The following is a 12175-nucleotide window of genomic DNA, read 5'->3' as shown; positions in this document are numbered from 1 at the left end:
GACGATCCGCCCTCTGAGCCTGTCGGAGTTCATCGGTCAGCGTGCGGCGCGTGCGAACATGCAGGTGTTCATCGAGGCTGCGAAGAAGACCGGTCAGGCGCTCGACCACGTGCTGTTCGTCGGTCCGCCGGGGCTGGGCAAGACGACGCTGGCCCAGATCGTGGCGCGCGAGCTGGGTGTGAACTTCCGCTCGACCTCCGGGCCGGTGATCGCCAAGGCCGGCGACCTGGCCGCGCAGCTCACCAACCTGGAGGAGCGCGACGTCCTGTTCATCGACGAGATCCACCGGCTCAACCCGGCGGTCGAGGAGATCCTCTACCCGGCCATGGAAGACTACCAGCTCGACCTGATCATCGGCGAGGGCCCGGCGGCGCGCTCGGTCAAGATCGAGCTGCCGAAGTTCACCCTGGTCGGCGCCACGACGCGGGCGGGGCTGCTGACGACGCCGCTGCGCGACCGGTTCGGGATCCCGATCCGGCTGGAGTTCTACGAGATCGACGAGCTGGAGCAGATCGTGGCGCGCGGCGCGCGGGTCCTGGGCTTGGGCATGTCGGCGGAGGGCGCCAACGAGATCGCCCGGCGGGCGCGGGGCACGCCGCGGATCGCGGGGCGGCTGTTGCGGCGGGTGCGGGATTTCGCGGTCGTGGCGGAGGCCGAGACGGTGACGCGGGCGATCGCCGACCGGGCGCTGCAGCTCCTGGACGTGGACGGGGCGGGTCTGGACGTGATGGACCGCAAGTACCTGAGCCTGATCGCGCGCGCGTTCGGGGGCGGCCCGGTGGGGATCGAGACCATCGGCGCGGCCTTGTCGGAGCCGCGCGACGCCATCGAGGACATCATCGAGCCCTACCTGATCCAGCGCGGCTTCGTGCAGCGCACGCCCCGCGGCCGCGTCCTCACACGACACGCGTACCGGCATCTCGGCCTGCCGGAGCCCGAGGCGGCCGCGGTCGCGGCCTGAGCGCCGGCCGAATTGCCGGACCCCGCGGCCGGCCCTAGCTTCCCTCCGCACGGCGGAGGCGCCCGCGATGATCGATCTGTACGCCTGGAACACCCCCAACGGCCGGAAGATCAGCGTGGCGCTGGAGGAGATGGCGCTGCCCTACCGGGTCATCCCGGTCGACATCACCCAGGGCGCGCAGCACGCGCCGGACTTCCTGGCGATCAGCCCGAACAACCGCATCCCCGCCATCGTCGATCCGGACGGACCGGACGGGTCGCCGATCCCGGTCTTCGAGTCCGGCGCGATCCTGCTCTACCTCGCCGAGAAGACCGGCCGCTTCCTGCCCGAGGACCGGCGGCAGCGCGTCGCCGCCCTGGAATGGCTGATGTGGCAGATGGGCGGCTTCGGGCCCATGCCCGGCCAGGTTCACCACTTCCTGACCGTCGCCGAGGCCGACCGCGCCTACGGGCTCGCCCGCTACAGCACGGAGACGCACCGGCTCTACGGCGTGCTGGACCGGCGCCTCGCGCAGGTCGCGTACGTCGCGGGACCGCTCTCGGTGGCGGATTTCGCGATCCTCGGCTGGGCGTGGCGCCACGAGCGCCATCAGGTCGACCTCGCCGACTACCCGCAGGTCCGGCGCTGGTACGACCGGATGATGGCGCGCCCCGCCGTGCAGCGGGGCTTCGCCGTCGCGCTGAGCTGAGGCGGGGCGTCCCTGGTCCGGCGCTTGCGACGCGGAGGTCCACCGTTCGGGGAGTGACGATGAGGCGACGCACCTTCCTCGCCGCCGGGGCCGCGGCCCTGGCGGCCCCGGCCGTCGGGCGGGCGCAGGGCGCCCGGGTCCTGCGCATGGTCCCCCAGGCGAACGTCACCTCGATCGATCCGATCTGGACGACCGCGATCGTCACCCGCAACCACGCCTACGTGATCTACGACACGCTGTTCGGCCTCGACGCCGAGCTGCGGCCGCGGCCGCAGATGGCGGCCGGCCTCAAGGTCGAGCAGGACGGGCGCCGGGTGACGATCCCCCTGCGCGCGGGCCTGCGCTTCCACGACGGCACGCCGGTCCTGGCGCGGGACTGCGTCGCCAGCATCCGGCGCTGGGCGGCGCGCAACGGCTTCGGCCAGACCCTGATGGCCGCCACCGACGAACTCGCCCACGACGGCGACACCGATATCGTGTTCCGCTTGAAGGCGCCGTTCCCGCTCCTGCCCCAGGCGCTGGCGAGCGTCAGCCAGCCGGCCTTCGTCATGCCCGAGCGGATCGCCCAAACCGATCCGTTCAAGCAGATCACCGACGCCACCGGCTCCGGGCCGTTCCGCTGGAAGGCCGACGAGTTCAACTCGGGCAGCCTGATGGTCTACGAGCGCCACCCCGGCTACGTGCCGGCGCCCGGGACGCCGAGCCTGACGGCAGGCGGCAAGGTCGCCCATTTCGACCGGATCGAGTGGCGGATCATCGCCGACGGCGCCACCGCGGCGGCGGCCCTGCAGAACGGCGAGATCGACTGGTACGAGCAGCCGCCGCCCGAGCTCCAGCAGCTGCTCGCCCGCAACCGCGACATCGTGGTGGAGGGCCTCGACCGGCTCACCAACCCGGCGATCCTGCGGATGAACCACCTGCAGCCGCCCTTCGACGACGTCGCGGTGCGCCGGGCGGTGCTGCCGGCGATCGTCCAGAGCGACTTCATGGCGGCGATCGTCGGCGACGATCCGGCCACCTACGACGACCGCTGCGGGATCTTCACGCCGGGCACGCCGATGGCGAGCCAGGCCGGCCTGGAGGCGCTGACCGGGCCGCGCAGCCTGGAGGCGGCCCGGGCGGCGCTCAAGGCCTCGGGCTACGACGGGGCGAAGATCCGGCTGATCGGCCCCACCGACATCCTGGCGCCGTCGGCGCTGACCCAGGTCGCGGCCGACCTGCTCCCCCGGATCGGCTTCAACGTCGACCTGGCCCTGAGCGACTGGGGCACGGTGATCCAGCGGCGCGTCTCGCGCGAGCCCGTCGAGAAGGGCGGCTGGTCGGTGCTGCTCACGACCTTCTCGTCCTTCGACAACGCCGACCCCGCCGCCCTCCAGCCGCTCCGGGCCAACGGGCCGAACGCGTGGTTCGGCTGGCCGTCGGTGCCGCGGCTGGAGGCGCTGCGGACCGCGTGGTTCGCGGCCTCCGACGCGGAGGCGCGCCGGGCGATCTGCGCCGACATGCAGCGGATCGCCCTCGAGGAGGTCGTGTTCGTGCCGGTCGGCTCCTACCGCTCGATGACGTCCTACCGGCGCGACCTGACGGGCCGCCTCCCGGGCTTCCCGATCCTCTGGAATCTCCGGCGCGCCTGAGGGCGCGGCTCCGCCGCGCGCCGGGGCCGCCTCAGGCCCTCCGGCGCACCGTGCCGGCCTCTGCCTCTGCTTCCGCCGCGCCCTCGCGCTCCAGCCGCTCCAGCAGGTCGCCGAGGGGCATCGGGCGGCCGATGTGGTAGCCCTGGGCGTAGCGGCTGCCGTGCCGCCGCGCCACGTCCAGCTGGGCCTGCGTCTCGATTCCCTCGACGATCCCGTCGAGGCCGAGGTTGCGGCACAGGTCCAGGATCGCGGAGACGAGGCTGCAGCCCCGGTCCGTGTCGATGTCGGCCATGAAGCCGCGGTCGATCTTGATCTTGTCCAGGGGCAGGCGGTGGACGTAGCCCAGGCTGGAATAGCCGGTCCCGAAATCGTCCAGGGCGATCTTGATGCCGAGGCTGCGCAGGGTGGTGATGGCCGCCTTGGCGTGATCGAAGTCGCGCATCAGGGCGGTCTCGGTCAGTTCGAGCGTCAGGCGGCGCGGGTCGAGGCCGCTGCCCCGTACCGCCGCCAGGATCGCCAGGACGGTCTCCGGCGAGGCGAGGTCGTGGGCGGAGAGGTTGAAGGACAGGCCGGTCCCGGGCGGCAGCCGCGCGCCGTCGGCGAGCGCCTTGCGCAGGAGCAGGAGCGTCACCGTGTGGATCATGCCGCAGCGCTCGGCGGCCGCGATGAACCGGTCCGGCGCGACGCGGCCCAGCGTCGGGCTCGTCCAGCGCGCCAGACCCTCCACGAAGGCGGTCCGGCCCGTCTCGAGGTCGAGGACCGGCTGGTAGTGCAGCACCATCTCGGCGGCGAGATCCGCCGTCCGCAGGGCCGTCTCCACCGCCTGCTCGGCGCGGATCGCGTCCTTGTGCTCCTGCGAGAACAGGGTCGTCGCGCCGCGGCGCTGCTCCTTGGAGTGGTAGAGCGCGTAGTCGGCGCGGTCGAACAGGGCGTCGGCGTCGTGCGAGATCCGGCAGGGCAGGGCGAGCCCGCCCGAGCAGCCCGTGACGACCCGGATGTCGCCGATCTGGATCGGCTGCTGCAGCGCCGTGCAGACGCCGTCGCAGAAGGCGAGCGCCGCCGCGGCCGAATCCGGCGCGCGCAGCAGCACGCCGAACTCGTCGCCCCCCAGCCGCGTCACCACCGCGTCGGCGCCCGCGAAGCCCGCGAGGCGCCGGCCGGCCTCCGCCAGGACCCGGTCGCCGACATTGTGCCCGTAGGTGTCGTTGATCGGCTTGAAGCGGTCGAGGTCGAAGATCGCCAGGGCGAAGGGTGTCTCCGTTCCCGCGGACGACCGGATCGCCTCGTCGAGCTTCTGGAAGAAGTAGCGCCGGTTGGGCAGGCCGGTCAGGCTGTCCGTCTGGGCGAGGCGCGCGTTCTCCTCCGAGAGCCGGCTCGCCACGGCCTGGGACGCGACGAGGTCGACGAAGGCCCGGTAGTTGGTGTTGAGGATGCGGACCATCACCGCCGTGACGAAGGCCGTGTTGGCGGCGATGGCCAGGAAGACGTCGTTCCCGCTGGTCACGCAGCAGAACAGGAACACGCTCATGACGATGCCGGTCACCAGGAAGGCCGCGACCGGCAGGTGCGTCAGGCAGAAGATGCAGGCGATCACCGTGACGGCCACGAAGATCGCCACGTGGCCCTGCTCGTAGGGGCCGCCGTACCGGTTCAGGACCATCGCCCAGATCACGAAGGCGACCGAGAAGAAGGCCGTGAGCACCGTGGTCAGCCGCAGGTGACGGGACGCCCGCGCTTCGCCGAACGTCTCGGGCCGCAGCCGCAGCCAGTGGGCCGCCCGCACCACGCACAGCGAGATCACGACGGCCGGGATGCCGAGCGTCAGGAAAGCGGGCGCCAGACCGTAATGCGTCACGGCGAGGGCGCCGGCATTGACCGAGAGCAGGCCGTAGAGGCTCGGGACCTGCTTCTGCAGCTCCGCGAGCTGACGCGTGGCGGTCAGGCCGCGGGCGGATGCGGTCAACGACGCGATCAGTAACGAGAGCAGATGTCTAGGACGGTTCATCGGAGCTGTGGCTGCGCTATTTTCCTATTACTATTTTTGATTGATTAAGGAGACATTTAAGCGACGAAAGAGGAAAATAGTCGTCCGGGGCTTGGCCGCGCGCTCTCGGGACCCCTTTATCGGCGATCTTCAGAAGACGTGATGGCGATCGATCGGAGTTTCGGCGATATCTGCCCTGTCTTGACTGAGTGGCGCCGTGAATTTTATTGACTCAGTTGCTGGGGCTTGATTTCAGATCTTCATCGGCTGGTCCCGCGCCGGCCCGGCAGGCCCGACCCGATGCCACGCCGGGTCTCGCCCGTGCCCGGACTCCCGGCGGGCCGCCAGGACTGGCTGCCTGCCCGTCGATTGCCCGCGCGGCGCATCCCGGCGATGATCGCCGCCGCGACGCGGCCGAGGCCGGGAGGTTGGGGAGAGACCGATGAGAACCCGTGACCGGGCCGCCCGCCTGGCGATCCTCCTCGGCGGCCTGTCCATGGCCGCCGGGCCCGGGCGGGCCGAGACGATCGACGTGACCTTCGCCTGTTCGAACGGACAGGCGCTGGCCGTCACGTTCGTGAACGCGGCGGGGCCCGACAAGGCGGTGGTCCGGCCGGCGAACGGCGCCGCCGTCACCCTGCCCGTGCAGATGAGCGGTTCGGGATACCGCTACGCCGACGCCACGCACGAACTCCGGGGCAAGGGGCGGTCGGTCACGTGGACCGACGGGTCCGGCAAGCCCGTCACCTGCACCGACCCCACCCCGGCCGACGCCAAGCCGCGCTAGAACGTCCGGAGCCGGGCAGGGGGTGGGCCCTGAGACCGGCCCCGAGATCGGCCCTGAGATCTTCCCCGAACTCCGCTCCGGGAGCGGTTCCGGACGCGGATGCCTCCTTTCCGGCCACGACTCTTGTGCCGGCCCGGCCGGGGCCTGATGTTGGCCGCCGGCGAAGCGGAGCGGTGGTCCATGGCTGTCGTGCGGCGGATCGGCCTCGTGGTCTGTCCCGATTTCGATTTCATGGCCCTGGCGGTGACCTCGCCGTTCGTGCTGGCCAACAAGTACGCGGGGGCGGCACTCTACGACGTCCGCGTGCTCGCCGAGCAGGGCGGCCGGGTCCGCGCGGGCCTGGGCCCCGACATCGCCACCGAGCCCCTGGGCGCGCCGGACGCCTTCGACACGATCCTGGTCGCGGCCGGGATCGGGCTCCCGGAGACCACGCCGGGCCTCGCCGGCTACCTCCGGGCGGCGGCCCGGGCGACCCGGCGGGTCGCGGGGCTGTGCCTGGGCGCGTTCGTCCTGGCCGATGCCGGCCTGCTCGACGGGCGCCGCGCCACGACCCACTGGCACTTCGCGGCGCAGTTCCGCGAGCGCTATCCCGCGGCCCGGCTGGACATCGACAAGATCTACATCGCCGACGACAACATCTGGACCTCGGCCGGCATGTCGGCGGCGATCGACCTCGCGGTGGGCATGGTGGAGCGCGACCACGGCCGCGACCTCGCCCACCGCGTCGCCCATGGCCTGGTGATGGAGCGCCGCCGGGCCGGCGGCCAGGCGCAGCACTCGGCGCTGCTCGAGGTGGATGCGCGCACGGACCGGATCCAGAGCGTCCTCGCCCACGCCCGCCGCAACCTGCGGCGGCCGCTCACCACCGAGGACCTCGCCGCCGTGGCCTGCCTCAGCCCGCGCCAGTTCACCCGGCTGTTCCGGGCCGAGACCGGCGTCTCGCCCGCCAAGGCCATCGAGACGATCCGCGTCGAGGCCGCCAAGCTGATGCTGGAGGAGAGCCGCCTGCCCATCGAGGAGATCGCCCAGGAGGCGGGCTTCGCCAACCGCGAGCGGATGCGCCGCGCGTTCCTCCGGGTCCACGGCGCGGTGCCGCGGGCGATCCGCCGGGCGGCCGGGCCGCTCGCGGTCGCCTGATCGCGCGGACATGGCCGGAAACGTGGCTTTTTTGACGTAGGCCGATCCCGGGGGGCGACCGTAAGCATGGCCGGGGGCTCAGCCGATCCTCGGAGAAACGCGGCCATGGTGAACCTGACGATCAATGGCCAGCCGCGCGCGGTCGAGGCCGAGCCCGACACGCCGCTCCTCTTCGTCCTGCGCGACACACTCGGGATGACCGGCACCAAGTACGGCTGCGGGATCGCCCAGTGCGGGGCCTGCACGGTGCTCCTCGACGGGCAGGCGACGCGCTCCTGCCAGGTGCCGCTGGAGAGCGTCGGCAGCCAGGCCGTCACCACCATCGAGGCGATCGAGCAGGACGCCGTCGGCCGGAAAGTCGTCGAGGCCTGGGTCTCCGTGCAGGTGCCCCAGTGCGGCTACTGCCAGTCGGGCCAGGTCATGGCCGCCACGGCCCTCCTCAAGCAGACGCCCAAGCCCACCGATTCCGAGATCGCCGCGGCGATGACCAACCTGTGCCGGTGCGGGACCTACAACGCCATCGCCGCCGCCGTGCGGCAGGCCGCCGCCTGAGGAGGCCGCCATGGACCAGCTCCTGGATTCCGCCCGTCACGGCGCGACCCTCGTCGATCCCGTCCCCGACGCCCCGGCCCGCCGGCCTTCCCCCTCCCGCCGCGGTGTCCTCGCGGCGGCCGGCGGCGCCCTGGTGCTGAGCGCCGTCGTGCCTCTCCGCGCCGCCCGGGCGGAGGCGCAGGGCCCCGCGGAGGGTGCGGGCGCCCTCGCGCCCAAGCCCGGCACCCGGGTCGCCGCCTTCCTGGAGATCCACCCGGACGGGACCATCAGGCTGCTGAGCCCCTTCGTGGAGGGCGGTCAGGGCATCGCCACCGGCCTGGCGCAGATCGTCGGCGAGGAACTCGACGTGCCGCCGTCCCGCTTCGTGGTGGAATGCGCGCCGCCCGGTCCCGACTACGCCGTCGTGAACGGCATCCGCATGACCGGCGGCAGCTTCTCGACCCGGTCGAGCTACGACGTCATGCGGCGCCTCGGCGCCACCGCCCGGGACCTGATGATCCGCGCCGCCGCGGCCCGGCTCAAGGTTCAGGAGGGCGAACTCACCACCCGCGACGGGGTCGTCCTGCACCCGGCATCGGGCACGGCGCTCCCCTACGGCGCCCTGGCGGCCGACGCGCTGGCGCTGAAGCCGAACGAGGGCGTCGCCCTGCGCGACCCCCGGACCTTCCGCTACATCCGCAGGTCGGTCCCGCGGATCGACGCGCGGGACAAGTCGACCGGCCGGGCGATCTACGCGATCGACCAGAAGGTCGACGGCATGCTCTACGCCGCCGTGCAGCACGCGCCGCGGCTCGGGACCGAGCCGGAGAGCCTGAAGAACGAGGCCGAGATCGGGGCGATGCCGGGCGTGCACGCCGTGCACCGCCTGCCGGGGGCCGTGGCGGTCACGGCCGACAGCTGGTGGCGCGCCCGCAAGGCCGTCGAGGCGCTGCAGGTGGACTGGTCCGCCGGCAAGGCCAGCGGCCTCGACACGGTGGCGGCCGATTTCTCCTCCGCCGGCATGCTCGCGGCGCTGAAGGCCTCGGCCGATCCGGGCCACGTCGCCGAGGCGGAGGGCGACGTGGCGGGCGCCTTCGCCAGCGCCGCCAAGGTGGTCGAGGCGGATTACGAGGCACCCTACCTCGCCCACGCCCAGCTCGAGCCGCCCTCGGCGATCGCGCGGTTCAACGGCGACGGCACCCTCGACGTCTGGCTGCCGAACCAGATGCCGGAGGTGTTCCAGGCGGTGTCGGCCAAGGTCGCGGGGCTGGAGCCGGCCCAGGTCCGCATCCACTCGCCGATGCTCGGCGGCTTCTTCGGCCGGCACTTCACCTACGAGGCCGGCAACCCGTTCCCGCAGGCGATCCTGCTCGCCAAGGCGACCGGGCGGCCCGTGAAGGTGCTGTGGTCGCGCGAGGAGGAGTTCGCCCGCGACGCGGTCCGGCCCCTGAGCTTCAGCCGATTCCGCGCGGCCCTCGACGCGGCGGGCCGGCCGACCGCCGTCACGGTGCGCACGGTCGGCGAGGGGCCGATCGGCCGCTACTTCAGCATGATGATGCGGACGCCGGTCGACCCGTCCGCGGTCGAGGGCATCGTCGAGAAGCCCTACGCGGTGCCGAACCGGCGCATGACCTTCACCAAGGTCGCGCATCCCGTGAACATCGCGTTCTGGCGCTCCGTCGGCCACTCGATGAACGACGCGTTCTACGAGAGCTTCCTCGACGAGGTCGCGCAGGCCGGCGGGCAGGACCCCTTCGCGCTGCGCATGGCGCTCCTCGCGGACAGCGCCCGCCACCGCGCCCTGCTGACGGCGGTGGCCGAGATGTCGGGCGGCTGGCGGCGCGGCCCCTACCGGGCCGAGGGCGGCCAGCGCGCCCGCGGCGTCGCGATGGCCTCGCCCTTCGGGTCGGAGACCGCCACCGTCGCGGAGGTGTCCGTGGAGGGCGGCGAGGCCCGCGTGCACAATCTCTGGATCGCGTTCGATCCGGGCAGCATCGTCAACCCGGCGATCGTCAAGGCGCAGGTCGAGTCGGCGGCCGCTCTCGGCCTGTCCTCGGTCCTGTTCGAGCAGATCGTCTACCGGGACGGCGTGCGCCAGTCGCAGAACTACGACACCTACCCGATCCTGCGCCGGGAGCACATGCCGGCCGTGCACGTGCGCATCGTCGAGAGCGGCGCGCCGATGGGCGGTGTCGGCGAGCCGGGGCTGCCGGGCGTGCCGCCCGCGGTGCTCAACGCCGTCGCGGCGCTGACCGGCCAGCGGATCCGCGCCCTGCCGATGGCCAACACCAAGCTCGGCGCCGCCTGAGCGCCCGACAACTGACCGCGGGACGACCACGATGACACAGGCTCACGGCAAGGCCCTGGTGACGGGCGCGTCCTCGGGGATCGGCGCGGAGTACGCGGCGCAGCTGGCGGCGCGGGGGCACGACCTCGTCCTCGTGGCCCGCGACGCGGCCCGGCTGGAGGCCCTCGCGGCGCGCCTCGGCGGGGAGACGGGCGTGGCGGTCGAGGTTCTGCCCGCCGACCTGACCCGGCCGGCCGACGTCGCCGCGGTCGCCGCGCGCCTCGCCGCCGACGCGGCGCTGCGCCTGCTGGTGAACTGCGCCGGCCTCGGGCCGATGGGGCCGGTCCTCCCCGGGCCGGCGTCGGGCTACGACCCCATGGTCGCCCTCAACGTGACGGCGCTCCAGCACCTGACGCTGGCGGCGGCCCCAGCGTTCGCGGAGCGCGGCGGCGGCACGATCGTGAACGTGTCGTCGGTGGTCGCCCTGCTGCCCGAGCGCTTCAACGCGGTCTACGCGGCCAGCAAGGCCTACGTGCTGGCGCTCACCCAGGGGCTCGCCGCCGAGCTCGCGCCCCGGGGCGTGCGCCTGCAGGCGGTGCTGCCCGGCATCACCCGCACCGAGCTGTTCGCGCGGGCGGGCGCCGATCTCGACCGGATCCCCGCCGCGATGATCATGGAGGCGCGGGATCTCGTGGCCGCGGCCCTCGCGGGGCTCGACGCGGGCGAGCCGGTCACGATCCCGTCCCTGCCCGAGATCGACGACTGGGCAGCCTTCGAGGCCGCCCGCCTGCGCCTCGGCCCGAACCTCTCCCGCAGCGCGCCGGCCGCGCGCTACGGCCTCGGCTGAGCGGCGTCCGGGGCGCGCGGCCCGCCCTGGCCCGGGCGCACCGGACCCGCTAGGAACCGCCCGTCCCGGAGAGCGAGGCGTCGGCGTCCCGCGGCGGCCCGACTGCGACGCGGAGAACACCCTTGCCTGCGCCCCCGCCCGCGGCCCCGTCGCGCTTCGACGCCGTGCTCCTGGATCTCGACGGCACCCTCGTCGACAGCCTGGCCGACCTCCGGACAGCCCTGAACGAAACCCTGGCGCGGGAGGGCCTGCCGCCGGTCGGTGCCGCCGCGATGCGGGCGATGGTGGGCGACGGCGCGGTGGCGCTGCTGCGGCGCGCCCTGCGGGCCTCGGGCGGCGATCCGGGGCGGGCGCCGGCGCTGTTGCCGGCCTTCCTGGCGGTGTACGAGCCGCTCGCGGCCGCCGGCACGCCCCTGTTCCCCGGCGCCGCCGCGGCGGTCCGCGATCTCCGGACGGCCGGCTACGCCCTGGCGATCGTCACCAACAAGCCGGCCCGCGCCACCGGCCTGATCCTGGACGCGGTGGGGCTGGCGCCGCTGATCGACACGGTCGTGGGCGGCGACACGCTGCCCGAGCGGAAGCCCGATCCCGCGCCGCTCCGGGAGGCCCTGCGCCGCCTGGGTGTCGCGCCCGGACGGGCCGTCATGGTCGGCGACATGCACCACGACATCGCGGCCGCCCGGGCGGCCGGCACCGCCGCGATCCTGGCCCGCTACGGCTACGGGCGCCTCGAAGACGCCGAAGACGCCGACGCCGTCCTCGACGACATCGGCGGCCTGCGGGCGATGATCGGGGCGCTGCCCGCGGGCCGCGCCCCGGTCTCCTAGCGGTTTCCCGCGAGGTCGGGGCGGGCGGGGGCGCCCGGCGCTCGGGTCTGCCGCTCGAGGAGGGCGCTGGCGCTGTCGGCGAGGACGAGCCAGGCGCCGGCCATGAGGGTGACGTCCTTGAGGACGAGGCGGCCCGCGCCCGACAGGTAGGGGAAGCCGTGCTGGGCATCGCCGAGCGCGGCGACCCAGGCCTCGGGGGTGGTGACGAGGAACGACAGGGTCACCACCGGGGTGAGGAAGGCGAGCACCGCCCCGGCCAAGCCCAGCCGCCGCGACACCAGGCCGGCGAGGACGAGCAGGCCGATCAGCAGCTCGACCGTGCCGAGGCCGCGGGAGAACGCGTAGGTGTGGTTGGCCGTCTGCCACGCGCGGGCGGCGAGGTTGAGCTCGCCCTCGTGGGTGAGGTGCTGGGCGTACTGGTCGGGGTGGGCGTAGAAGAACGCCATGACCGGGCTGTTGGCGACGAAGGGCGTGATGCTGTCGGCCTCGTAGGGC

At 73.4% G+C, this 12175-nt stretch carries 11 protein-coding genes; 9 read left to right on the top strand and 2 right to left on the bottom strand.

Annotated elements, in window-relative coordinates:
• The 3 genes from ruvB to ACTJK8_RS31220 form a co-directional block, all read left to right on the top strand.
• Positions 1-961 (top strand): Holliday junction branch migration DNA helicase RuvB (gene ruvB, locus ACTJK8_RS31230; RefSeq protein WP_440763109.1); only part of this gene is annotated, 961 nt, incomplete at its 5' end.
• 67 nt (positions 962-1028) lie between these two features.
• Positions 1029-1649: a glutathione S-transferase N-terminal domain-containing protein gene (locus tag ACTJK8_RS31225; RefSeq protein ID WP_012321357.1), complete on the top strand. Its 621-nt coding sequence runs from the start codon at positions 1029-1031 to the stop codon at positions 1647-1649.
• A 59-nt stretch (positions 1650-1708) separates the two neighbouring features.
• Positions 1709-3280 (top strand): ABC transporter substrate-binding protein, encoded by a 1572-nt coding sequence (locus tag ACTJK8_RS31220; protein ID WP_029361449.1) that lies wholly within the window; start codon positions 1709-1711, stop codon positions 3278-3280.
• A gap of 31 nt (positions 3281-3311) precedes the next feature.
• Here the strand turns inward: ACTJK8_RS31220 and ACTJK8_RS31215 are convergent, their stop codons facing one another.
• Positions 3312-5285: a putative bifunctional diguanylate cyclase/phosphodiesterase gene (locus ACTJK8_RS31215; protein WP_012321359.1), complete on the bottom strand. Its 1974-nt coding sequence runs from the start codon at positions 5283-5285 to the stop codon at positions 3312-3314.
• Positions 5286-5706: 421 nt separating this feature from the next.
• Between ACTJK8_RS31215 and ACTJK8_RS31210 the strand changes: the two genes are divergently transcribed.
• From ACTJK8_RS31210 to gph, 6 genes are all read left to right on the top strand, one after another.
• On the top strand, positions 5707-6051 hold the full coding sequence (locus ACTJK8_RS31210) for an MliC family protein (protein WP_012321360.1): 345 nt from the start codon (positions 5707-5709) through the stop codon (positions 6049-6051).
• Positions 6052-6231: 180 nt separating this feature from the next.
• Positions 6232-7188, top strand: a complete 957-nt coding sequence (locus tag ACTJK8_RS31205; RefSeq protein WP_266283055.1) for a GlxA family transcriptional regulator — start codon at positions 6232-6234, stop codon at positions 7186-7188.
• Positions 7189-7293: 105 nt separating this feature from the next.
• Positions 7294-7740, top strand: a complete 447-nt coding sequence (locus ACTJK8_RS31200; RefSeq protein ID WP_024828792.1) for a (2Fe-2S)-binding protein — start codon at positions 7294-7296, stop codon at positions 7738-7740.
• Between the two features lie 10 nt (positions 7741-7750).
• Positions 7751-10027: a xanthine dehydrogenase family protein molybdopterin-binding subunit gene (locus ACTJK8_RS31195; RefSeq protein ID WP_024828791.1), complete on the top strand. Its 2277-nt coding sequence runs from the start codon at positions 7751-7753 to the stop codon at positions 10025-10027.
• Between the two features lie 31 nt (positions 10028-10058).
• Complete coding sequence (locus tag ACTJK8_RS31190) at positions 10059-10853, top strand: SDR family NAD(P)-dependent oxidoreductase (RefSeq protein ID WP_029361445.1); 795 nt, start codon at positions 10059-10061, stop codon at positions 10851-10853.
• Between the two features lie 122 nt (positions 10854-10975).
• A complete protein-coding gene (gene gph / locus ACTJK8_RS31185; RefSeq protein WP_012321365.1) occupies positions 10976-11680 on the top strand; it encodes a phosphoglycolate phosphatase in 705 nt (234 codons plus the stop codon).
• Here gph and ACTJK8_RS31180 read toward each other — a convergent pair.
• A partial coding sequence (locus tag ACTJK8_RS31180) for a DUF417 family protein (RefSeq protein ID WP_440763108.1) occupies positions 11677-12175 on the bottom strand: 499 nt, incomplete at its 5' end. The two genes, gph and ACTJK8_RS31180, sit on opposite strands and share 4 nt — an antisense overlap.

Origin of the sequence: Methylobacterium sp. 22177 (assembly GCF_052045615.1) — a bacterium.
GTDB classification, from domain to species: Bacteria; Pseudomonadota; Alphaproteobacteria; order Rhizobiales; family Beijerinckiaceae; genus Methylobacterium; species Methylobacterium radiotolerans.
The sequence above is the reverse complement of the archived record's forward strand: the minus strand, read 5'-3'. Positions and strand labels throughout refer to the sequence as shown.

Bases quoted from the DNA above. Each gene is read 5' to 3' on its own strand.
- ACTJK8_RS31225 (WP_012321357.1), top strand. From the start codon at position 1,029: ATGATCGATCTGTACGCCTGGAACACCCCCAACGGCCGGAAGATCAGC.
- ACTJK8_RS31220 (WP_029361449.1), top strand. From the start codon at position 1,709: ATGAGGCGACGCACCTTCCTCGCCGCCGGGGCCGCGGCCCTGGCGGCC.
- ACTJK8_RS31215 (WP_012321359.1), bottom strand. From the start codon at position 5,285: ATGAACCGTCCTAGACATCTGCTCTCGTTACTGATCGCGTCGTTGACC.
- ACTJK8_RS31210 (WP_012321360.1), top strand. From the start codon at position 5,707: ATGAGAACCCGTGACCGGGCCGCCCGCCTGGCGATCCTCCTCGGCGGC.
- ACTJK8_RS31205 (WP_266283055.1), top strand. From the start codon at position 6,232: ATGGCTGTCGTGCGGCGGATCGGCCTCGTGGTCTGTCCCGATTTCGAT.
- ACTJK8_RS31200 (WP_024828792.1), top strand. From the start codon at position 7,294: ATGGTGAACCTGACGATCAATGGCCAGCCGCGCGCGGTCGAGGCCGAG.
- ACTJK8_RS31195 (WP_024828791.1), top strand. From the start codon at position 7,751: ATGGACCAGCTCCTGGATTCCGCCCGTCACGGCGCGACCCTCGTCGAT.
- ACTJK8_RS31190 (WP_029361445.1), top strand. From the start codon at position 10,059: ATGACACAGGCTCACGGCAAGGCCCTGGTGACGGGCGCGTCCTCGGGG.